Here is a 22,842-nt window from a genome sequence, read left to right as displayed (position 1 = left end):
ATGCAAGTGGCCGCAAGGACACGCAAGGCAGGTTGGGATCGCATCTTGCGTTTGCGCCGGGCACGGCGGTTTCAGAATTTTGCCACCTTTGGTCTGGTCGTCATGGGCCCGGTGCTGGCGCTGGTCACGTTCCTCGTCATGGGCCCGCTGGATCAGGGCGCTCAGTCGAACGTGCTGCGGATCGTGCTGCTGGCTGATCTGGTCTATGTCATCTCTGTTGCCGCTTTAGTGCTGCAAAAAGTGGTGCGGATGGTGTCGGCCCGGCGGTCCCAATCGGCCGGATCGCGCTTGCACCTGCGCCTGACCGGCGTTTTCGCGATCATGGCCCTTTTGCCGACGATCACCGTTGCGGTATTCGCGACGCTTTCGGTGAATATGGGCCTTGAGGCATGGTTTTCCGACCGCGTGGGCCGCGTCGTTAGTAATTCGGTCGCTGCCGCCGAGGCCTATGAGGAAGAGCACCGCCGCGACCTGGTGACCGATGCAGAGGCCGTCGCGAAATTTCTGGAGGAGGTTAAGGCGCGCAGTGTCTTTATGGACGACGGCGATATCCGGCAAATCCTGTCCGAGGGCCAGCGCGAGATTCAGCGCGGCCTCCGCGAGGCGTTCGTCATTGACGGCACGGGAGAGATCCGCGCCCGTGGCGAAAGCTCCTATCTGTTCGATTTCGAAGAGCCGACCGTGCAGCAACTGGCTGAGGCGCGCTCGGGCGGATTGCTGATCATTCAGGACTGGGACAATAACGAGTTTCGCGCGCTGATCCCGCTGGAGGGCTTTGCCGACCGCTTTCTCTACGTCAGCCGCAACGTAGATGGTGCGATCCTGAACCTACTGGACGAGACCAAGGAAACCGCGAATTTCTATCAACAGCGCGAAAGTGAACGGGGGCGCGTCCTGTTTGAATTCGGCCTGCTTTATTTGGGCTTTGCTGTCATTCTGATCCTCGCGGCCGTCTGGCTGGGCCTCTGGTTTGCCGAGCGTCTGGCACGCCCCGTGGGCCGCCTGACCAGCGCCGCGCAGCAGATCGGCGCGGGAAACCTCGACGTGCAAGTCCGCGAGGAGGAGGGCGACGACGAGATCGCGCAGCTGAGCACTTTTTTCAACCAGATGACCCGCCAATTAAAAGGCCAACGCGCTGCGCTGCTGTCCAATACCGAGCAGATCGAGCGGCGTCGCCGCCTGTTTGATTCGGTGCTGGGATCGGTGTCGTCGGGCGTTGTCGGCCTTGATCCCAAGGGGCGTATCACCTTTGTCAATCGCGCCGCTGAGAAGCTGCTGGACTGGCAGGAGGATCGTCAATCCGTTGATCTAACGGCCGCCGTCCCTGAATTTGCAGAGCTGTTCAAGCGTCTGCGCAAAAGCGCCAGTGGCTTTGTTCAAGACGAGGTTCGCGTGACTCGCGGCGGCGAACAGGAAAGCCTGCTAGTGCGCATGTCGACCCGCCGCACCGACGCCGGGCGGCGTGAGGGATACGTCGTGGCCTTCGACGACGTCACCGATCTGGTTTCGGCGCAGCGCATGGCCGCCTGGGGCGATGTTGCGCAGCGCATCGCGCATGAAATTAAGAACCCGCTGACGCCCATCAAGCTGTCTGCGGAGCGGACCAAGCGCAAGTTTAGCAAACTGCTGAACGACGAAGACGCCGCATCGCTCGGGCAGCTCACTGACGTGATCGTGCGCCAGACCGATGACTTGCGCCGTATCGTCGATGAATTCTCTAAATTCGCGCGCATGCCCGAACCGCAGCGCAAGCCCGAGAGCCTGACCCAGCTGATCCGCGAGGCCGTCCTGCTACAGGAGGCGGGCCAGCCCGACGTGCAAATAGAGGTGGATCTGGCAGATGCGCCGTTATGGGCTGATGTGGATGCTACGATGATATCTCAGGCATTGACAAACTTGATTAAGAACGCCGGGGAAGCCACTGAAACACTGCGGGAAAAAGGTAAGGCTCCGGAGGGGTTCCAACCTATTATCCGGGTGCGCAGCACCTATGCGGAGGGCCGGGCCGAGTTGACGATCTCTGACAATGGCATAGGCCTGCCCGAGGATCGCTCGCGACTGTTCGAGCCGTATGTAACGACGCGCGACAAGGGCACCGGCCTTGGCCTGCCAATTGTAAAAAAGATCATCGAGGAACATGGCGGCACGCTAACGCTGGCCGACGCCGCCGCCTTTGAGGAGGGCGCGCATGTTGGCGCCATGGCCGTGATCCGGCTGGATTTAACGACTGAAATGAGCATTGAGCGAGAGAGCGCGGGCAACGCGCAAGGGAGCATGGAATGAGCGATATTCTGATTGTGGACGACGAGCGGGACATCCGCGAACTGATTTCCGACATTTTGCAGGACGAGGGGTATACCACACGCCTTGCCGGAAATTCCGATGACGCGATGGCCTCCATCGCGGCCGAGCCGCCAGCGCTGCTGATTCTCGATATCTGGCTAAAAGATAGCAATATGGACGGCATCGACATCCTCAAGGCGGTCAAGCGCGACTATCCTGAAGTGCCGGTCGTTATCATATCGGGCCATGGCAACATCGAAATCGCGGTCGCCGCGATCAAGCAGGGTGCGTATGATTTCATCGAAAAGCCGTTTAATATCGACCAGTTGATGGTCGTCATTCGCCGCGGGATGGAAACCAGCCGCCTGCGCCGCGAAAATACCAGCCTCAAGCGGCGCGAGACGACACCTGCCGACATGATGGGCGAAAGCGTGGTCTTTCGCGGGCTTATGAGCCAATTGGACAAGGTCACGCGCTCGAACGGACGCGTGATGCTGAGCGGGCCGGCGGGCGCGGGCAAGGAACTGGCCGCGCGCTATATCCATGTCAATTCAAACCGCGCTGGTGCGCCCTTTGTCAGCGTCGGTTGCGCCTCGATCGAGGCGGAGCGGATGGAGGAGGTACTATTTGGCCGCGAAAGCGAGGAAAAGGGGATCGAGCCGGGCCTGCTAGAGGAGGCCAACGGCGGCATCATCTATTTCGACGAGGTCGCAGACATGCCGCAAGGCACCCAGTCCAAGATCCTGCGTGTGCTGGTTGACCAGCAATTCCTGCGCGTTGGCGGGTCGGACAAGGTGCAGGTGGATCTGCGCGTCGTATCGTCCACATCGCGCGATCTAGAAGAAGAGATCGCCGAGGGCCGCTTTCGCCGCGAACTGTTTCACCGTCTGAACGTGGTGCCCATCGCGGTGCCGGCGCTGGAAGAGCGACGCGACGATATTCCGCTGCTGGCCGACTATTTCATCGAAATGTTGAACAAGACTCAAGGTTTGCCCCTGCGTGTATTGGGCGCTGAGGCGCGCGCGCAGCTTCAGACGATGGGCTGGCCTGGCAACGTACGCCAGCTGCGCAACGTGATCGAGCGTGTGCTGATTCTGGGCGATGGCGCGGGCGAGATTGAGGCGCGTGAACTGCCGGGCGAAACGGATGCGGCCCCCTCTGATGGGCGTGTCGTGCTGTCGGGCGCGCTGTCGACTATGCCACTGCGCGAAGCGCGCGAGGCATTCGAGCGTGAGTATCTGCTGACCCAGATCAACCGTTACGGCGGAAATATCAGCCGCACTGCCGAATTCGTCGGGATGGAGCGCAGCGCGCTACACCGCAAGCTGAAGTCACTGGGCGTGGTCACATCGTCCAAGGCGGGCGCGCGGACGGGGTAGGCGCGCGACGGGCTGGCGCCATGACGGCAGACGTAGCAAACCACTTCCAGGGGGCTATGTCCTTTGTTTCGGGGCGGGGGCGTATTTGATCCATCAGATCATTTGACCGCCCCCTCGTAACCTGCCACATCGGGAAACGCAGTGTTGAAGGACATCACATGAAGGTCATCATTTGCGGCGCCGGCCAGGTCGGCTGGCAGATCGCGCGCCACCTGTCGGGCGAAAATAACGACGTGACCGTTGTGGACAGCAATCCCGACCTCGTGCGCCGCGCCACCGATACGCTGGATGTGCAGGGCCTGTGCGGCTTTGCCAGCTATCCCGATATCCTTGAGCGGGCAGGCGCGCGCGACGCCGACATGATCATCGCCGCCACCCACTCGGACGAAGTCAACATGGTGACCTGCCAGGTCGCCCATTCGGTCTTTGCCATCAGTCGCAAGATTGCGCGACTGCGCAGCCAATCCTACCTCGACGCGATTTACTCAGACCTCTATCGGCGCGATCACATGCCTATCGACGTGGTGATCAGCCCCGAGAAAGAAGTGGCCGAGGCCGCATTGCAGCGCCTTGCCGCGCCTGCCGCCTTCGACACCGAAACTTTTCTTGGCGGTAAGGCAAAGCTGATGGGCCTCAGGCTTGAGGAGGATTGCCCGGTCGTCAATACGCCTCTGCGCCAGCTGTCGGACCTCTTCTCGACTTTGCGGGTGGTCGTACTGGCTGTACGCCGAGAGGGCAGGCTGTTCGCGCCAGAGGCGGGCGATCAGTTATTCGTCGGGGACGAGTGCTACGTCTTTGCACCGAACGAGGATATTCCTCGTACGCTGGAGGTTTTCGGCAAGAAATCGCACAAGCAAGAGCGGGTTGTCATCCTGGGCGGCGGCAATGTCGGCCTCGCCGTGGCCAAGGCGCTGGAGGCAAAGGGCCGCGGCATCCGCGCCAAGGTGATTGAGCGCGATCGCCGCATCGCCGAGCGGGCGGCAGACGCACTGGAGCGGACGATTGTGTTGAATGGCGACGCGCTGGACCGTTCAATCCTGCAGGAGGCCGGTATATCGCGCGCCGACGCGGTGCTGTGCGTTACCGACGACGACAAGACGAACATGCTGGCCGCCGTGCGCGCCAAATCGGAGGGCTGCGCCTTTGCAATCGCGTTGCTGAACGATCCGACACTGGTGCCACTGCTAGAGCCAATGGGCGTCGACGCCTATATCAATCCGCGCGCCACTACCGTCAGCAGCATTCTGCGCCACATCCGGCACGGGCGCGTGCGCGGCGTTTATTCGATCGGCGACGCGGAGGCCGAAGTGATCGAGGCGCAGGTCATGTCGACCTCGTCCATCGCGGGCACCATGATCCGCGACATCGACTTTCCCGAAGGTGTCTTGGTGGGCGCCGTGCAGAAGGGAGACAAAATTCTCAAGCCAACAGGCGCTATGCGCATTGAGGAAGGCGACGTGATCGTGATCTTCGCCATGGCATCGGACGTGGAGCGTGTGGAACAGCTGCTTCAAGTCTCGATCGACTTTTTCTAAGCGATGCCGGGCGCCCGCTCCTTGCGGCAATCGCCGCTGGCCCGGATGCCGCTTATCCTCGTGCTGGCGGCCATCACATCGGCAGCGATGCTTATACCGGCGCTGCATGCACTGGCTCAGGACAATCATACCGTCGCGCGCGCATTCGGCTATTCCGGCATGCTGGGGCTGATCGTCAGCGGGCTGATCGCAGTTGCGATGGGCGGCAATGAACGCCGCGAGGCCAGCGATCTGGACAACCTTCTCTCGCTTTCTATCGCCTTTATCGGGCTGCCGATATTTTTGGCGATACCATTCTATGAGGGGCTTCGCACGACGACGTTTCTGAATGCCTATTTCGAAATGGTATCGTCTTTTACCACCACCGGCGCGACCCTGTTTGAGAAGCCGGGCAGACTGGTCGATAGTCTGCATCTGTGGCGCGGGCTGGTTGGCTGGATGGGCGGTCTGCTGATGTGGATCGCGGCGTCGGCCATCCTCGCCCCGCTCAATTTGGGCGGGTTCGAGGTGACGGCCACAGCCGAGCCGGGGCAGGGTGACGGCCAAGAGGGGCGCTTCCAACGGGCCGGATCTGGCCGCCGTGTCTGGCAGGTGACGGCTGCGCTCGCGCCGCTCTATATCGCGCTGACGGGCGCGCTGTGGCTCTTTCTGGCTATTGGTGGCGACCGCCCACTGGTCGCGCTGATCCACGCGATGTCGACAATGGCAACCAGCGGTATTTCGCCCATTGGCGGCGTCGAAAAGGCCGGATCGGGTGTTGGCGGCGAGGCGGTGATCTTTTTCTTTATGATGTTTGCACTGTCTCGGATGACGTTTTCGTCCGATACAATCACCTCAGCGCGCCCCGGCCTGCACAATGATCCCGAGTTTCGCCTCGGGATGTTGATCGTGTTGGGCGTGCCTCTTTTGCTGTTCTCCCGCCACTGGATCGCCGCTGTGGGCGCCGATCAGATCGAGGATCTTCCATCGGCGCTAAGTGCCCTCTGGGGCGGCATGTTCAGCGTTCTGTCGTTCCTGTCGACCACTGGCTTTGAAAGTGCGCATTGGGACGCGGCGCGCAGCTGGTCCGGCCTTGGCACGCCGGGGCTGATCCTGATGGGTGTGGCGCTCGTAGGCGGCGGCGTCGCGACTACGGCAGGCGGGGTCAAATTACTGCGCGTCTATGCGCTATATCTCAATGGCCAACGCGAAATGGAGCGTTTGGTGCACCCCTCGTCGGTGGGTCGCGCAGGCGCGCGCAGCCGCCGGATACGGCGCCACGGTGCGTTCGTGGCATGGATCTTCTTTATGCTGTTCGCGATGTCGCTGGCGCTGATTACGGTCGTTCTGGCCGCATTGGGCATTGAATTTGAGCAGGCTATCATTCTCGCCATTGCCGCATTGTCCACAACCGGCCCGCTGACCCAAATCGCGGGCGAGGCGCCGATTGCGCTGAACCTGATGGCCCCAATGGCCAAGCTGGTGGTCTGTGCTGCAATGGTGCTGGGCCGCCTTGAAACGCTGGCGATCATCGCGCTTATCAGCCCCAGTATCTGGCGCGACTGAGGCGAGCAGCCTTTCGCCAAGGAATGCAAGCTGCGGGGGGCATTTGATTTTAGGACTGGAAACTCACCACTCACCGCTCCATATTGGCTAATACACTAAGATACCCGAATGCCGATCCGCGGCAAAAAAGCAAGAATAATGGATTTGAGGACCAACTATGGCAACTGAACGTCAAAACCTTCAGGACGTGTTCCTGAACGAAGTGCGCAAGACCAAGACACCCGTTACCGTTTTTTTGATCAACGGCGTGAAACTACAGGGCGTCATAACTTGGTTCGATAATTTTTGCATCCTGCTGCGCCGCGATGGGCAATCTCAGTTGGTATACAAGCACGCCGTTTCCACGATCATGCCGTCGCAGCCGATCAGTCTCTATGACGGTGGCGACGCTGCCTGATTTGAACAGCTTGGCATCCCTCACATGATGGACGAGGACGAGTTCGAACTGCGCCCCGATGCGGACGGCACGTTCGATACCCGCGTGCGCGACACGCGTGCGTGGGTGCTGCATCCTGACACCTACAAATCCGGCGGGAACGCCCGCAAGCCTGATCTGGCGCTGGACGAGGCGGTGGCACTTGGCCGCGCGTTGCCCGGCCTCGACGTGGTCGGAAGTGCGGTTATACGCCTGCCCAAGGTGAACCCCGGCAAACTGTTCGGCAAAGGCAAGATTGAGGAACTGCGCGTTCGCTTTGAGGCGGACGAAATAGAGCTGGTTCTAATTGACGGTCCCGTGACGCCCGTGCAGCAACGCAATTTGGAAAAGGCGTGGGGGGTCAAGATCCTTGACCGCACCGGCCTCATCCTTGAGATTTTCAGCGACCGTGCCGCCACCCGCGAGGGTGTGCTGCAGGTGGAAATGGCCGCGCTCAGCTATCAGCGCACACGCCTTGTGCGGGCCTGGACCCACCTTGAGCGGCAGCGCGGCGGACTCGGCTTTGTCGGTGGTCCCGGCGAGACGCAGATCGAGGCGGACCGCCGCGCGATTGACCTGCAGCTGGTGCGCTTGCGCCGCCAACTAGACAAAGTCGCCAAGACGCGCACTTTGCACCGCGCCGCGCGCGCTAAGGTGCCATTTCCTATCGTTGCGCTGGTTGGCTATACGAACGCCGGCAAATCGACCCTGTTCAATCATCTGACCGGCGCCGATGTCATGGCCAAGGACATGCTGTTTGCCACGCTGGATCCAACCATGCGGCGCATCGCGCTGCCCGGCGGCGGGCCTGAGGTGATCATGAGCGATACAGTAGGCTTCATCAGCGACCTGCCGACCGAGCTGGTCGCCGCATTCCGCGCCACGTTGGAAGAGGTTCTGAGCGCCGATCTGATCTGCCACGTGCGCGACATATCCCATCCCGAAACAGAGGCGCAAAAGGCCGATGTCGAGGCGATTTTGGATAGCCTCAAGGTGGACGCCGGTGTGCCGCGCATTGAGGTCTGGAACAAGATTGATCTGATGACCGATGAGGACCGCGCCGCCATGATCACCCGCGCCGAGCGGACTGATGGTGTTCAGGCCATCTCAGCCGTCACAGGCGAGGGGATACAAGCGCTGGTTGATAAAATCGGCGGCGTCTTGGTCGGCGACACGCGCAGCGAAGAGATCGCGCTACCCTATGCCGAGGGCCGCAAGCACGCGTGGCTGCACGAACGCGGCGTGGTCGAGTCTGAGGCGCAGGGCGATGACGGCTACGCCATAAACGTGCGCTGGACTGCCCGCCAGCGTGCTGAGTACGACGCGCTGGCCTAAGAGCCTACTCAGCTTTCGGCATCAGCACCGTTATGCCCACAGCGCCAGCGCGGGCCAGATCAGGATCCAGCGACATCGGAATATACTCGCCCCGGCGCCACAGCTGCGCCAGATCGTCATAATGCCGGCTGAGGAAATGACCCGACTGCCCGGTCGAGATTACGAACACGCTGCTGCCCGGATCGGCGAAGTCGTAGACGCCGCGATAGCCCGCCGCATGGACGTTCTGAAATGGATTGTCGCCGGTGCCCGATGTGCGCCCGCGTTGCAGCGTATGATCGCCCCCGCCCGTTGATTGGCGGATATTCACGAAGTAACGCAGGCCCGGCACGGTCCCCAGCACAGGATGATCCTGCGTCGCCTGATGTGCGTCGCCCCAACGCAGCGATTCCAGCGCAGTGCCATAGCGGCCTGTGATCCAGACCAGCGCATCGTCTAGCGCAAGTCGGGCAATATCGGGGCATGTCTCGACCGGCCCCGATTGTTTTACGTCGCACCACGCTGCTGCGCCGTCAATGTCACGAAAGACGCGTTCGACGAACACTGGATCGGTGTGGGTGAATTCAGGTGCCAGTGGTCCCAGCTCGTCCTGCGCCAATCGCTGGCCAAGCGCGCGCAGCCAAGCCGCATAAATCAACGGCTCCGGGCTATGCTCGTTCATCTCACCGTTCCAGCCAGCCAGCAGCTCTAGCGCGCGCTGGCGCAGGCGTAGGGGGGTGCCCTCGGCCGCGCTCTCGCCAGTGAACCACAGATCGGCGGCGATAAGTGGTAACAGCGACCGGGCGGTAAAGCTGACTGTATCCAGCTGCGCCTCGACAAAGCTGTCGCGCGTATGCACCTCGCGGCCCTGCATCAGGCGCTGCCAGCGATGGATGCGCTGCGTGTCGCCCCACAGATGGCTGACGTGCAGAGGAAACGGGCGGTCCACGATCTTGTTATTGGTATTGCCAAGGATACCACCCGGCGGGTCGGTGAATTCGGGATTTGCCGAATAGGGATAGCGTCCCTGCCAGCGGTTATGCGCGATCCAGCCGCGGCTGGGCAGGCGGCCCAGCGTGTCATGCTCGGCGCTGCGGCGGGGCATTGCGCCGACCAGCTTCATCGCGATGTGGTCCTGATCTACGACGGTCAGAATTTGCGCGGGGGCGACAAAATCCTCACCCGCGGCCAGCGCCTCGTCTACGGTACTGGCACGCATCAGGGCGATACCGGCGCTCATCGTGGTGTCGCGCGGGCTAAGCGCGGTCCACGACAGTGACGCCACATGCCCCGGCGGCGTAATGCTGCCCAAGTCGTATTGCGAGCCCGGCAATACCGGTCCGTTATCGGTGTAGCGCAGTGTCAACGTGACGGGGGCGGCGTCCTTGATCTTGATGATCGAGCGGCGCGTGACAAAATCGGCAAAGCCGTCGGGCGTGCGGTATTGGTTCGTGTTCTCAGGGTTCAACTGCTCAATATGGACGTCCTGATCGTCCAGATATGCCGACGTGACGCCCCATCCCAAGCTGTCGCTGCGCCCCGACAGCACCAGCGGTACGCCGGGGATCGTGGCACCGATGACACCGCCCGACGCCAGTTCCAGCCGTGCCAGATACCAAATCGACGGCGCAGTCAGGCCCAGATGCGGATCGTTCGCCAATAGCGTGCCGCCCGACGCCGATCTCGCGGGCGCGGCGGCAAAGGCGTTGGATGCGCCCGAAAGGTTTGGGGGCGACACAGGCGACAGCGGATCGCGCGCAGCCGGGCCCGCGCCTGCGTAGCGGGGCAGCGCGCCGGGCTCGAAAAAGCCCGCGTATTTCGGTAGTGCTGCGATGCCGCTGCCGGGCGCATCGGGCAAGATATCCATGAGGCGCGCCGGATCGTCCAGTATCAGCGACGTGCGGGCGCGCAGAACCTCGTTTTGCATATGCGGCGACAACTGCACTGCGAGCAGCTTGATAATAGCGATGGAATCGGCGGGCACCCACGGCGATATCGGCGCGTTGAACAGGAACATCTCGGGCGCACCGCGACCCAGCGCGCTATCGTTAATCTCGGCCAGCCGAGCGTTTACGCCGCGCGCGTAGGCATCCAGCGCGGCGAGGGTGGCGGCATCCTGCCACTTCACCGATTGGCGTGCCGCGCCATAGATGTCAAAGCGTCTGAGGAGCTTGTCTATCGCCAGGCTGCGAGGGCCAAAGACCTCTGAGAGGCGGCCCTGCGCGCTGCGGCGCAGGATGGTCATTTGCCAAAGGCGGTCCTGCGCATGGGCATATCCCAGCGCCTCAAACACGTCCTCCTCAGACTGGCCAAAGATATGCGGCACGTTGGCATTGTCGCGCACAACCTCGACAGGTGCGCTGAGGCCGGTGATTTCCAGCGTTTTATCGTAGTCGGGCAGGGAACGGGACAAAAGGAAATATAGGCCCAAGACAGCCAGCACCGCCAGCGCAATAAGTGCGCCCGCGATCCGCATCAGCCATTTGAAAACCCCTGCCATCACGCCCCGCCCTGCCTTCTTGGCTTACCTTGTTATCCCGCCACGGAATAGTCAGAATGGCATCCGAGGACAATGGCCGTACGCGGCAATGTGAAGATAGGGAGTATCTGAATGGCAAAGTTGGCATTTCTAGGTTTGGGGGTAATGGGCTATCCGATGGCAGGGCATCTGGCGGCGGCGGGCCACAGCGTGTGCGTCTATAACCGCACCGCCGCCAAGGCAGAGGCGTGGGTGGCCGAGCATGGCGGTACGTCCGCGCCCACCCCGCGCGAGGCGGCAGCAGGCGCAGACTTCGTCATGGCTTGCGTCGGGAACGATGATGACTTGCGTAGCGTCTGCCTGGGCGAGGATGGTGCGTTTGCCGGCATGACCGCTGGCGCGACATTTGTCGATCATACCACGGTGTCGGCGGCGGTGACTGCCGAGCTGTTTGAGGCAGCAACGGCCAAGGGCCTGCATTTCGTCGACGCCCCCGTTTCTGGCGGTCAGGCAGGGGCGGAAAATGGCCAGCTATCCATTATGTGCGGCGGCGACCAGTCCGCGTATGACGCCGCCGAGCCTATAATGTCCATCTATGCCAAGCTCTGCCGCCGGATCGGCGCATCCGGCGCGGGCCAGATGACCAAGATGTGCAACCAGATCGCAATCGCCGGGCTGGTACAGGGACTAAGCGAGGCACTGCATTTCGCAGATAAGGCGGGGCTGGACGGCGCCGCCGTGGTCGAAGTGATCAGCCAGGGCGCGGCTGGCAGTTGGCAGATGGATAATCGGTCAGGCACGATGCTGGCGGATCAATTCGAGCATGGATTCGCAGTGGACTGGATGCGCAAGGATCTGGGGATCTGCCTCAAGACGGCGGACGAGAATGGCGCGTCGTTGCCGGTGACTGCGCTGGTCGATCAGTTCTACAAAGACGTGCAAAAAATGGGCGGCGGGCGCTGGGACACATCCAGCCTGTTCAAACGGTTGCGCGATATTGGCTGACGTTTTGCGCGCGGCGGGCGCTGCGCGTTGGGTGTCTTCGCGCCCAGATGAAATGCGAGGCGCGCGTCGACAGAGGCCGCGCGCGCCTACATTTCATTACTCGGTCAGGTAGGGCACCGGATCAAGGCTGTCAAAGCCGTTGCGAACCTCGAAATGGACAGCTGCGACGCCGCTTGCCGGGATCTTGGCAAGCGATTGGCCCCGGCTAACGTTGTCGCCGGTTTTGACCGCGACGTTCTCAACGTTTGAATAGACGGTCAGCAGGTTGTTGGCGTGTTTCACCACAATGATCGGGGTGCCTTTTGTGTCCTTGGTTATTGCGGCCACTGTGCCGCTATCGGCGGCCTTGACGGCGGTGCCGGGGCTGGCGGCGATGTCGATGCCGTCGTTTTTACCTTTGGAATAGGGGCGCACGATATCGCCGCGCACCGGATAGCTCATCCGCGCTTTGGGCGCTGACGCGGTGGTCTGCTGCTTGCCCAGATCGGGCGCTTCCTTGGGCTGCTCCTTGGCCTTGGCGGCGGTCATGGTATCCTCGGCCGGCAATGGCTTTGCGGCGCTGGGTGGCTCGGGTGTGGGTGATCCGGCACCGGGCGGCTGCGTCGCCGGCACGTCGGAGGCATCAAAAGTGGCGGTCCGCTGACCCGGCAATGCGACGGGGATAATCAGGAACTGCCCCTCGCGCACGCCAAAGTCGGCACCAAGGCCATTCCATTCAGCCAAACTGCGGATCGACACGTTGTAGAGGCGCGCGATAGTATATGCCGTCTCGCCGCGGGCGACCTTGTGGCGCACCGGCTCGGCCCCGCTTTGACCAGTGGCTGTGCCTGTGGCGGGTGTTAGCGTGCTGGTCTGGATCTGGCTGGTCGAGGCATTGTTGATGGCCGCGCCTGCGATCTGGGTGATGTCGTTGCCGCCCGGTATGATAGGGCCGCCCGCAGGCTCGGTCACGCGGCCGGGCAGGGCGATAACCTCGCCTTGGCGCAGGGGATCGCCTGTCTGGATGCCGTTGTAACTTGCCAGGGTATTCGGATCGACGCCAATCCGCGAGGCGAGCGAGATGATGGTATCGCCGCGCTCCGCAATCGCCACCTGATAGCTGGGATACGAGATGATCCCGCGTGCATCCGGCCGGGGCCTGTCGGCGGTGGCGGTGCGCGCCGCGCCCGCCGTATCCAGCCCGCCGATAGGACCGCGCATGTCTAGATCCATATTGTCGCCACACGCGGCGAGCGCCATTGCGCAGCTGCCTGCCAATAGGGCGGCAAGGCGGGGGCGCCGGAGGGAGGGTTGCGTGCTGCTCATGTCGGTTTCGTCCTCATGCTCTTCCCCAAAAATACGCGGGGGCCGTCTTAAATTTGAGGGCCGCGCCTAGGCGGTATCGCGGCCCAGCCCCTCGATCAGCGGAACGAACCGCACCGGGCGCAACTCATCATAGTCATATCCTGTTTCGTGCCGGATAACGCGGATCAGGCGCTGCACTGTATCCGACTGTCCCACGGGAACAACCATGATACCGCCGATCTTTAGCTGGGCCAAGAGCGGTCCGGGCGGATCCTCGGCCGCTGCCGTCACGAGGATACGATCAAATGGCGCCTGATCGGGCAGGCCAAAGCTGCCATCGGCGGTCAGTGCCGTGATATTGGTCAGATCAAGCTGCTGAAAGATCACGCTTGCGTCCTGCACCAAGCGGCGGTGGCGGTCGATGGTATAGACGCGGCGCGCCAACTGGCTGAGGATCGCGGCCTGATAGCCGGACCCGGTGCCGACCTCCAGAACCTTGTCCCGCGGGCTAAGGCGCAAGGCCTGCGTCATCAGGCCCACGATCGAAGGTTGGCTGATAGTCTGCCCGCAGGCGATAGGCAGCGGCATATCCTCGTACGCGCGGCCCGAGAAGTAGCCACGGATGAACGGCCCGCGGTCAATTTTTTCCATCGCCGACAGCACGCGCTTGTCCGTCACCCCCTTGGAGCGGAGGGCATAGAGGAACTGCATCTTGCGTTCGGCGGTGTCCGGCAACTCTTCGCTCATTCGATGGCTTTCAGCGGCTCCAGAATATCGTGTGCGGTCAGGTCGGCGCGCATGGGCGTGACCGAGATGTAGCCATCCAGATTGACTGCCGCATCTGATCCGGGCGACGTCGGCTCTTGCTGCGGCGCGCCCGTGACCCACAGGAAACGGCGGCCCGAGGGCGACGTGTGCGGCTGCACGCCAAAGCCGATGTCACGGCGAAAGCCCTGACGAGCGGCGCGCAGTCCCTTTACGCCGCTGGCCGGAACTGGCGGGAAATTAACGTTATAAAAGATGCCGTAGTCGTCATTGTTCCACACGCCCTTGTCCAGCAGGCGCTGAACCGTCGCCAGTCCATGCTGACGCGATGCGTCAAACGTGTCGTCCAGATCGCGATTGGCAGGTCCGTAAAACTGGCTAAGCGCGATGGCGCGCACGCCTTGAAGTGCGGCCTCCATCGCCGCGCCAAGCGTGCCGGAATAGACGGCATTTTCGGCCGCGTTATTGCCCCGGTTGACGCCCGAGAGGACCAGATCGGGGGGATTACCGTTCAGAATGTCGTGCAGCCCCGCCAGCACGCAATCGGCAGGGCTGCCTTGCACGGCATAGCGGCGCGGGGACAGCTCGCTGACCATCATAGGCTGGGTATAGGAAATGGCATGACCGACGCCAGATTGCTCAAACGCGGGCGCGACGCACCACACTTCTCCGCCGGGGCCAGCCAGTGCTTCGGCGATCTCGCTGAGGACTGCGAGGCCCGGTGCGTTGATGCCGTCGTCGTTGGTAATCAAGATGCGCAAGAATTCGCCCTCCAGCCTGCTCCGTTCTGTCTAAACGGCAGTCAGGCGGCGGGCAAGCGCCTATCCCAGAAGGGTCAACAGGCGGCGCGCCTCACTTTGCGGCGATGCCAGCGCCTCGCGGTCCTCGCCGGGATAGAATCGCGCACGCGTCGCGGTGGCCATGGGGGCAGGGCTGACAATATGCACCTTGGGCCCGTGTTTGGCGCTTTCGGCCTGCCACGAACGGGCAAGGGCGATTTGCGCCGCCTTGGTCGCGCCATATGCGCCGGCGAATTTTTCACCCGCCTTGAAATCCTCAAAGAACATCGCCTGACCATCCTCGCCCAAGAGTGGCGCGATAAAGGGGATCAGATGGCCCGTTGCCGTCACGTTGGTCGCGACGGATTTATCCCAGTCGCGCGCATCTATGTGCATCGCGGGGCTAAGCGGCGCCGCGTGGACAGCAGTGTGCGCCCAGATATGGATGGCGCCCCACCGGTCATAGATGCTGCGGCAGAGTTGGCGCATCGCATCGACGTTGTTGATGTCCATCGGCGCCAGCGTGGCAGAGTGGCCGGCCGCCTGAATCCGGTCGTCCAACTCCTCCAGCGCGCCGGTGGTGCGGGCCACGGCGACGACATGATGCGAGGCGCTAAGCTCCTCAGCGAGGGCCGCGCCAAGGCCGCGCGAGGCGCCGGTGATGAGGGCTACTTGTGTCATATCGGCGGTTTGCCTGCCGGGCGCGGCGGCGTCAAGGGTGGCGAAGCTGGCGCGCGCCCGCATAAGCGGGCCGCCTGATACCTTTGAAAGCGTTTGTGTTTGTATCCCGCGCATTGTGGATGCCGTTAGAGGCGCTCTTTCGGTTAGAACCGAGGCTATCCGCCGCTGGGATCGGCGGCAGACCGCCGTTGCACCCCTGAAAACTGCCAAGGCACTTGTATTTTCTGAGGTAGCGGTGCATCTCGGGTGCGCGACGTTACCTTTTTCGACATCACTGCTCCTTTCGGAATAGTTTTGCGATCTTGCACTGACTTGCCGGATCTGCTGCATCATGTAGGCAGTCTATTTATTAGGAGTACGACGATGGCCAATGGCACCGTCAAATGGTTTAACTCAACAAAAGGCTTCGGCTTTATCGCGCCTGATGGTGGCGGCAAGGACGTGTTTGTACACATTTCTGCCGTTGAGCAGGCTGGCCTGACCGGTCTGAATGACGACCAGAAAGTCACCTTCGATATCGAAGCAGGCCGCGATGGTCGCGAGTCGGCGACGAACATCGTTCTGGCATAAGGTTAAGCCTCGCGAGCGAGGCTGAACTGCAGATACTTAAATGGGCGCATCAGTGATGATGCGCCCATTTTTGATTCTGGTTTCATTCTCGCCGCAGCTATCGGAATTGCGCACTGACATGCATCGCTGTGCGCTTTATTCAGCTGCCTTCAGCTCAAAACCTTGGTCAATCTGGTCTGAGGGTTTCACCGGATACTCACCCGAGAAGCACGCGTCGCAGTATTGCGGGCTGTTGGAATCGCGCCCGTTAGCCTCGCCCACAGCGCGGTACATTCCGTCGAGCGAGATGAACTTGAGACTGTCAACCGCCAGATGCTGGCGCATTTCTTCCTCGGACATCGTTGCCGCCAGCAATTTATCGCGCTGGGGCGTGTCGACGCCGTAAAAGCAAGGCCAAGCCGTGGGCGGCGACGCAATGCGGAAGTGCACCTCGGCCGCGCCGGCATCCAATATCATCTCGCGGATTTTACGGCTGGTGGTGCCGCGCACGACGCTATCGTCCACAAGGATCACGCGCTTGCCCTTTATCAGGGCGCGGTTGACGTTCAGCTTGAGGCGCACACCCATGTTGCGGATCTGCTCGGTTGGCTCAATAAAGGTGCGTCCCATATACTGATTGCGGATGATCCCCATGGCGTAGGGGATGCCCGATTCCTGGCTAAATCCGATTGCCGCAGGCACGCCTGAGTCCGGCACGGGGCAAACCAGATCAGCATCAATCGGACTTTCTTTGGCCAACTCAACCCCGATCTGGCGGCGCGTCTCATAGACGCTGCGATCACCGATGATGCTGTCGGGGCGGCTGAAATAGACATGTTCAAAAATGCAGAAGCGCGGCTTTTGCTTGCGGAAGGGCGAGTGGCTCTCGACACCGTTCTTGGTGATGAGGACCAATTCGCCGGGCTCAATCTCGCGGACATATTTTGCGCCGATGATGTCCAGCGCGCATGTCTCACTACTCAGCACCCAGCCATCCCCGACCTGGCCCAGGACCAGCGGGCGCACGCCCAGCGGATCGCGCACGCCGATCAGCTTGGTCCGGGTCATGGCAACGATGGAAAATGCGCCCTCGACCCGGCGCAGCGCATCCTCCATCCGTTCGGGGATGGTCTGCTGCAATGAGCGGGCCATCAGGTGAATGATGCATTCGCTGTCAGAATTTGACTGAAATATGCTGCCGCGCTCGATCAGTTCCTTGCGCAGGGCTATGGCGTTGGTGATGTTGCCGTTATGGGCAATCGCCGCGCCGCCCATCGAAAACTCGCCGAAAAACGGCTGGACGTCGCGAATCACAGGCATTTTACCGCCCGAGGTCGAATAGCGGACATGGCCGATCGACAACTCGCCAGGCAACGTTTCCATCAGGCTTTGCTTGGTGAAATTGTCGCGAACATAGCCGAACCGGCGCGCACTGTTGAACCCGTCTGCGGCGTCGTAGGAGACGATGCCTCCTGCCTCTTGGCCGCGGTGTTGTAGGGCGTGCAGGCCGAGGGCAACGAAATTGGCGGCTTCTGGAACGCCAATGACGCCGAAGACGCCGCATTCCTCCCGCAGTTTATCGCCATCTGCGTCATCGCGCAGGTACGTGGCGTCGAACGGGTGGGCGGGCGGCATGATTTTGGTCAAGAGGGCGCTCCGAATCCGGTTTTCACAGATGTGTCACACATAGGGGGTGTGGCCGCCCGTGTCACTGCATGATCTCAGGTAAGTGATCGCTACCAGCGCGACAAGATCACGCCGCCAGCAACCAGCGCGGCGGATAGAAGGCGCATAGGGTTGATGCTGTGCTGCGCCACGCCGAACGCGCCATAGTGATCCAGCAGTAGCGCGGCACCCATCTGGCCAAAGATCATCAGTGATGTGGTGGTCACGACGCCGAGCAGCGGCACGCTCCACAATGCGGCAAAAACATAGACCGCGCCCAATGCGCCGCCGACAAGCAGCCAAACAGGAACTTGGGCCGCGCGCAGCAGGCTACCGCCGTCGCCGGTGACGATGCTGGCCACCAGCAAGAGAATAAAGCCGACGCCGAACGATATCGTTGCCGCCCCGATAGGACTGCCAATACTGCGCCCGAGGGCTGCGTTAATCGGCGCCTGCGAGGCGATCATACCGCCCGCGACCGCCATCAGCACCATCGCGACGAGGATAGGGTTGGTCATTGCCTACTCGGTGGCGGGGGTGATCGCGCCGGTGCCATCAACTGCGGGTGCAGTACCCGCGCTATCGCAGGCGCCGACCAGCGCTTCGTATTGCGCAGTGATCCATCCCAGCGCTTGTTCGGGATTATTGTCGTCGATCTTGCCGGTCATCTGGCTAAACACGCGTGCCGAGCGGCTATCGTCGATCATTTTGATCTCTTGCGCCGTCGCCACGGTCTCGTACACGAAATACGCAATCGCAACGAGCAGGACGCCCCGCGCTACGCCAAAGACGAAGCCGACCCCTTGATCCAGACCGCCAAGCGCCGAGCGCTGCACAAGCGATGAAAAAAGCGGGGTGATCAGCGACGCAATGATCAATGCGATGGCAAAGACGATGGCGAATGCGCCGATCATCGACAATTCGCAGCTGTCGGCGATGAATTCGCCGATCACCGGGATCTCTTTGACCAGCGGTTCTAGCTGCGGGGCAAAGATAAACGCGATAATGCCAGCCACGATCCAGCCCGCAATCGCCAATGCCTCGCGCACAAAGCCGCGGCTATAGGCGAGCAGCGCCGATAGCACGATAACCAGCGCTACAACGCCGTCGATGATGGTAAATCCGTCCATGTCGCCAATATCCTTATGCGCTAACCTGCGCCAAATGTGTCGCCCACAAAGCCGATCAGATCCGCCGCACGCGTCAGGCTCAGACCACTTTTGCCGCCAGGCTTGCCGCCCTCGGGAATGATTGCCGCCGTGAAACCAAGTTTTTCGGCTTCTTTCAACCTGTTTTCGGTCTGGCCAACCGGGCGAAGGGCCCCAGAAAGGCTGATTTCCCCAAAAACGACCGTATCTGCGGGCAGGGCGGCGTCTTCCCGCGCAGAAAGAAGCGCGGCAGCAACTGCCAGATCTGCGGCCGGCTCGGTGATTTTCATGCCGCCGGCGACGTTCAGGTAGACGTCGAGCCCCGCAAACGGGATGCCGACGCGCGATTCGAGGACTGCAAGGATCATTGCCAGCCGCGCGCCGTCCCAGCCGACGACGGCCCGGCGCGGCTGGCTGTGCGGCGATGGGGCGACCAGCGCTTGTAACTCGCACAACACGGGCCGCGTGCCCTCAATGCCTGCAAAAACGACCGATCCCGGCGATGGCTTGCCACGCTCTGACAAAAACAACGCCGAGGGGTTGGTAACTTGGCTGAGGCCAGCGCCCGTCATCTCGAACACGCCGATTTCGTCGGCGGGTCCAAAGCGGTTCTTGACCGCGCGCAGGATGCGGAACTGGTGCCCGCGCTCGCCCTCGAAATAAAGGACGGTGTCGACCATATGCTCGACCACACGCGGACCGGCGATCTGGCCGTCCTTGGTGACGTGGCCGACCAGCACAACGCTGACGCCCTTTCGCTTGGCAAAGCTGGTCAGCTCATGCGCGGCGGCGCGCACCTGGCTCACGCTGCCCGGTGCGCTGCCGATGGTGTCCAGCCACATGGTCTGGATCGAATCGATAATCACCAGATCGGGCTTTTCCGCCTCCATCGTGGTCAGGATGTCGCGCAGGTTTGTCTCGGCGGCCAGTTTTACATTCGCGCCCGACAGGCCCAGACGATCGGCGCGCATCCGCACTTGTGCGCTGGCCTCCTCGCCCGACACATAGATGGTTTTTAGCCCCTGTCCGGCAAAGCTGGCGGCTGCCTGAAGCAGCAGCGTCGATTTACCGATACCTGGATCGCCGCCGACAAGGATGGCAGAGGCAGGCACGAGGCCACCGCCCAGCACGCGGTCCAATTCGGCCATGCCCGAGGATGTACGCGGCGGCGGTGCCTCCTTGGTGGACAGATCGCTCAGCTTCATGCCAACGCCGCGTTTCGCGCCTAGCGAGTTCGTGGCGGGGCCGGCGCTAAGGCCGGAATCTTCTTGGATGGTATTCCATGCGCCGCACGCGTCGCAGCGACCCGACCACTTGTTGTGGACCGCGCCGCACTCTGTGCAGGTGAATGTGGGTTGGTTCTTGGCCATGGGCGGGTCATGCCCCAAGCGGGCAGGGGCGTCAACGCAATGCGGGGTTAGCGCACCGCCTCTATCGGGCCTGTCGCGCGGCCATGGATGAATTGGTCCAGATAGGGATCGTTTGAGGCGTCCATGTCGGCAACTGGTCCGGTCCACTTAATTACGCCGTCATGCAGCATCGCCACCTCGTCGGCGATGGCGCGCACCGAGGTCATATCATGCGTGATGGTCATCGCGGTCACGCCCATCTCGACCACGATCTCGCGGATCAGGTCATTGATCACGCCCGACATTATCGGATCGAGGCCAGTCGTCGGCTCGTCAAAAAATATAATCTCCGGCTCTGCCGCAATCGCGCGGGCGAGGCCGACGCGTTTTTGCATACCGCCCGACAGCTCGGCCGGGTATCTGTCTGCAGCATCGGGTGTCAGGCCAACGCGGCGCAGCTTCTCGATTGCGATCTCGCGCGCCTCTGCCGCAGGACGCTTGCCCGCGCCGCGTTGCAGGCGAAACGCGACATTCTGCCAGACGGGCAGCGAATCAAACAGCGCGCCGCCCTGAAACAGCATCCCAAACCGCGCAAGGAAGGCATCACGGTCGCCGCGGGTCACGTCCTGCCCGTCCAGCGTGATGATCCCCGCGTCGGGAGTCACCAGCCCCAGAACCGATTTGAGCAGAACCGATTTACCCGTGCCGGACCCACCAATGACGACCATCGACGTGCCTTGCCGGATCGTAAGGTCGACCCCGCGCAGGACGTGTTTCGTGCCGAATGATTTGCAGACGTTTGACAGAGTAATCATGCCGAAAAGAACACCTCCGTCAGGATGTAGTTGCTGGCCAGGATCAGCACCGAAGCCGTCACCACCGCCGCCTTGGTCGCGCGGCCCACTCCTTGCGCGCCTCGGGCCGAGTTCATGCCGTAGTAGCAGCCCATCAGCGCGACGATGAACCCAAAGACCGAGCCTTTGATCATCCCGCTCAGCACGTCCCACCCCTCAAGGAAGTTTAGCGTGTTATGCATGTAGGTCGCGGCGTTAAAATCCAGCCGGCCAATGGCCACCAGAAATCCGCCCATGATGCCGATCACATCGCCCACGCCCACCAGCAGCGGCACGGCCAGTGTCGCCGCCAGAACGCGGGGCAAGGTGAGGTATTTCATCGGATTGGTACTGAGGGTAGTCAGCGCGTCAATCTGCTCGGTCACCTTCATCGTGCCTATTTCGGCTGCAATGGACGAGGCGACGCGCGCGGCCACCATGAGGCCGCCGAGGACTGGCCCAAGCTCGCGCGTCAGCCCGATGGCGACGATCGAGGGCACGACCGTCTCAGCGTTGAAGCGCGCGCCGCCGGCATAAATCTGAAGCGCCAGCGCGCCACCGGTGAAAAGCGCGGTCATGCCCACGACGGGCAGCGACAGCCAGCCGATCTGCACCAGCGCCTGCGCAAATTCGCGCCCGTAGAAGGGCGGGCGAATCAGATGCGACACCGTTTGCGCGGCAAAGATCGCGACACGCCCAACACCGGCCAGCGCAGCAAATACCTGCCGCCCGAGGGCTGCCAGCAGGCCAAAAATCATGTTCATCCGCCCAGATACCGCCGTGTGTAGCGCGCACCGAGCGCGGTGAGGATCTCGTACGCGATGGTGCCTGCGCAGTCGGCCAGCTCATCTATGCCTTGATGCCTGCCTAGCAAGGATACCGTCTTGGGATCGGCGGCCGCGTCCGTGATGTCTATGCCGATCAGGTCCATCGAAACGCGTCCCACGATTGGACAGCGCACGTCGTCGGCCCAAACCGCAGACTTGCCACCGATCGCGCGGAAAATTCCGTCGGCATATCCGGCGTTCAGCGTGGCGATACGGCTGGGCCGCTGCGCCGTCCAACCTGAATTGTAGCCTACGACCTCGCCAACCTCGACATCGCGGCATTGGATCACAGGAATGTCCAGCGCCACGGCAGGGCGCGCATCTGCATAGGGCATCCCGCCATAAAGGCCGATGCCGGGCCGCGTCACATCAAAGTGGAACGCCTTATCCAGCATTATTCCGCCTGTATTCGCAATGCTCAGCGGGCACTCAAGGCCTGCAGTCATCTGGCGAAATAGCTCCAGTTGCCTGCGGTTCATGTCGTCATCGCGCACGTCGGCAGCAGCCAAATGACTGATGATCAGCTGCGGTTCTTGCGCCACAGCAATATCCCGCACGGCGGCCCATTCGCTGGGCTCCATCCCGAGGCGGTTCATCCCCGTGTCCAGTTGCAAGCCGAACTCATGACCCGGAAGCGACTCTAAATGGCGGATCATCTGGTCGAGCGAGTTGAGGATGGGCGCCAGGCTCATATCGCTCAGCATGTCGGCATCGCCGGCCATGTGACCCGACAGAATGTAGATCACCGGTCCCGGTCCCAGCGCCTCGCGCAGCGCGACACCCTCTTCGGCGACGGCGACAAAGAAGGTGCGCGCACCCGCCTTAGCCAAAGCGCGGCCCACGCGCGCGGCGCCAAGGCCATATGCGTCCGCCTTGACCACGGCGCCCGCCTCGGCGCGGCCAAGGGCCGACAGGGCGGTCCAGTTGGCCGTAATAGCCCCGAGGTCGATGGTGAGGGTTGCTGTGCTCATGGCTGGCGTTGTGACACGGGGATAAATCGCGTCAAG

The 22,842-nt window shown here is 62.0% G+C and carries 20 protein-coding genes; 8 read left to right on the top strand and 12 right to left on the bottom strand.

Going from position 1 to position 22,842, the window contains the following annotated elements; genetic code table 11:
• From MK6180000_RS07485 to hflX, 6 genes are all read left to right on the top strand, one after another.
• Entirely contained in the window at positions 1 to 2,283 is a 2,283-nt protein-coding gene (locus MK6180000_RS07485) for a sensor histidine kinase NtrY-like (RefSeq protein WP_138934168.1), read from the top strand.
• A complete protein-coding gene (gene ntrX, locus MK6180000_RS07480) occupies positions 2,280 to 3,662 on the top strand; it encodes a nitrogen assimilation response regulator NtrX (RefSeq protein ID WP_138934167.1) in 1,383 nt (460 codons plus the stop codon). The genes MK6180000_RS07485 and ntrX overlap by 4 nt, the downstream gene beginning before the upstream one ends.
• A 158-nt stretch (positions 3,663 to 3,820) precedes the next feature.
• Entirely contained in the window at positions 3,821 to 5,197 is a 1,377-nt protein-coding gene (gene trkA, locus MK6180000_RS07475; protein ID WP_138934166.1) for a Trk system potassium transporter TrkA, read from the top strand.
• A gap of 3 nt (positions 5,198 to 5,200) precedes the next feature.
• On the top strand, positions 5,201 to 6,742 hold the full coding sequence (locus MK6180000_RS07470; protein ID WP_138934165.1) for a TrkH family potassium uptake protein: 1,542 nt from the start codon (positions 5,201 to 5,203) through the stop codon (positions 6,740 to 6,742).
• 157 nt (positions 6,743 to 6,899) lie between these two features.
• Complete coding sequence (gene hfq, locus MK6180000_RS07465; protein ID WP_138934164.1) at positions 6,900 to 7,139, top strand: RNA chaperone Hfq; 240 nt, start codon at positions 6,900 to 6,902, stop codon at positions 7,137 to 7,139.
• Positions 7,140 to 7,163: 24 nt separating this feature from the next.
• Positions 7,164 to 8,492, top strand: a complete 1,329-nt coding sequence (hflX, locus tag MK6180000_RS07460) for a GTPase HflX (RefSeq protein WP_425466830.1) — start codon at positions 7,164 to 7,166, stop codon at positions 8,490 to 8,492.
• Between the two features lie 4 nt (positions 8,493 to 8,496).
• Here hflX and MK6180000_RS07455 read toward each other — a convergent pair whose 3' ends face one another.
• Positions 8,497 to 10,971, bottom strand: a complete 2,475-nt coding sequence (locus MK6180000_RS07455; RefSeq protein ID WP_138934163.1) for a penicillin acylase family protein — start codon at positions 10,969 to 10,971, stop codon at positions 8,497 to 8,499.
• A 111-nt stretch (positions 10,972 to 11,082) separates the two neighbouring features.
• On the opposite strand from MK6180000_RS07455, the gene MK6180000_RS07450 reads away from it, so the two are divergent.
• Positions 11,083 to 11,955, top strand: coding sequence for an NAD(P)-dependent oxidoreductase (locus tag MK6180000_RS07450; protein WP_138934162.1), 873 nt, complete (start codon positions 11,083 to 11,085; stop codon positions 11,953 to 11,955).
• 96 nt (positions 11,956 to 12,051) lie between these two features.
• Here the strand turns inward: MK6180000_RS07450 and MK6180000_RS07445 are convergent, their stop codons facing one another.
• The 4 genes from MK6180000_RS07445 to MK6180000_RS07430 all read right to left on the bottom strand — a co-directional run bounded on the left by MK6180000_RS07445 (position 12,052) and on the right by MK6180000_RS07430 (position 15,464).
• The gene (locus MK6180000_RS07445; protein WP_138934161.1) at positions 12,052 to 13,260 is read right to left on the bottom strand and encodes a LysM peptidoglycan-binding domain-containing M23 family metallopeptidase; all 1,209 of its coding nucleotides are present in this window, start codon (positions 13,258 to 13,260) and stop codon (positions 12,052 to 12,054) included.
• 66 nt (positions 13,261 to 13,326) lie between these two features.
• Entirely contained in the window at positions 13,327 to 13,986 is a 660-nt protein-coding gene (locus tag MK6180000_RS07440; RefSeq protein WP_138934160.1) for a protein-L-isoaspartate(D-aspartate) O-methyltransferase, read from the bottom strand.
• Complete coding sequence (gene surE / locus MK6180000_RS07435; RefSeq protein WP_138934159.1) at positions 13,983 to 14,765, bottom strand: 5'/3'-nucleotidase SurE; 783 nt, start codon at positions 14,763 to 14,765, stop codon at positions 13,983 to 13,985. The genes MK6180000_RS07440 and surE overlap by 4 nt, the downstream gene beginning before the upstream one ends.
• 60 nt (positions 14,766 to 14,825) lie before the next feature.
• Positions 14,826 to 15,464, bottom strand: coding sequence for an SDR family NAD(P)-dependent oxidoreductase (locus MK6180000_RS07430; RefSeq protein WP_138936394.1), 639 nt, complete (start codon positions 15,462 to 15,464; stop codon positions 14,826 to 14,828).
• A 363-nt stretch (positions 15,465 to 15,827) separates the two neighbouring features.
• Here MK6180000_RS07430 and MK6180000_RS07425 point away from each other — a divergent pair, with 363 nt between their 5' ends.
• Positions 15,828 to 16,034 (top strand): cold-shock protein, encoded by a 207-nt coding sequence (locus MK6180000_RS07425; RefSeq protein ID WP_138934158.1) that lies wholly within the window; start codon positions 15,828 to 15,830, stop codon positions 16,032 to 16,034.
• A 135-nt stretch (positions 16,035 to 16,169) separates the two neighbouring features.
• Here MK6180000_RS07425 and purF read toward each other — a convergent pair whose 3' ends face one another.
• The 7 genes from purF to alr all read right to left on the bottom strand — a co-directional run bounded on the left by purF (position 16,170) and on the right by alr (position 22,806).
• Entirely contained in the window at positions 16,170 to 17,648 is a 1,479-nt protein-coding gene (gene purF / locus MK6180000_RS07420; protein ID WP_138936393.1) for an amidophosphoribosyltransferase, read from the bottom strand.
• A 101-nt stretch (positions 17,649 to 17,749) separates the two neighbouring features.
• On the bottom strand, positions 17,750 to 18,196 hold the full coding sequence (locus MK6180000_RS07415) for a DMT family transporter (protein ID WP_138934157.1): 447 nt from the start codon (positions 18,194 to 18,196) through the stop codon (positions 17,750 to 17,752).
• Between the two features lie 3 nt (positions 18,197 to 18,199).
• Complete coding sequence (locus tag MK6180000_RS07410; protein WP_138934156.1) at positions 18,200 to 18,808, bottom strand: CvpA family protein; 609 nt, start codon at positions 18,806 to 18,808, stop codon at positions 18,200 to 18,202.
• A 20-nt stretch (positions 18,809 to 18,828) separates the two neighbouring features.
• Positions 18,829 to 20,196 carry a DNA repair protein RadA gene (radA, locus tag MK6180000_RS07405; RefSeq protein WP_138934155.1) on the bottom strand — a complete coding sequence of 456 codons (1,368 nt, stop codon included), beginning with the start codon at positions 20,194 to 20,196 and terminating at the stop codon, positions 18,829 to 18,831.
• Positions 20,197 to 20,243: 47 nt separating this feature from the next.
• The gene (locus tag MK6180000_RS07400; RefSeq protein ID WP_138934154.1) at positions 20,244 to 20,990 is read right to left on the bottom strand and encodes an ABC transporter ATP-binding protein; all 747 of its coding nucleotides are present in this window, start codon (positions 20,988 to 20,990) and stop codon (positions 20,244 to 20,246) included.
• Positions 20,987 to 21,772: an MlaE family ABC transporter permease gene (locus MK6180000_RS07395; RefSeq protein ID WP_171054570.1), complete on the bottom strand. Its 786-nt coding sequence runs from the start codon at positions 21,770 to 21,772 to the stop codon at positions 20,987 to 20,989. Before MK6180000_RS07395 ends, MK6180000_RS07400 begins: the two co-directional genes overlap by 4 nt.
• On the bottom strand, positions 21,769 to 22,806 hold the full coding sequence (alr, locus tag MK6180000_RS07390; protein WP_138934153.1) for an alanine racemase: 1,038 nt from the start codon (positions 22,804 to 22,806) through the stop codon (positions 21,769 to 21,771). The genes MK6180000_RS07395 and alr overlap by 4 nt, the downstream gene beginning before the upstream one ends.
• Positions 22,807 to 22,842 lie beyond the last annotated feature (36 nt).

The organism is Roseovarius arcticus, assembly GCF_006125015.1.
Classification (GTDB): domain Bacteria; phylum Pseudomonadota; class Alphaproteobacteria; order Rhodobacterales; family Rhodobacteraceae; genus Roseovarius; species Roseovarius arcticus.
The sequence above is the reverse complement of the archived record's forward strand: the minus strand, read 5'-3'. Positions and strand labels throughout refer to the sequence as shown.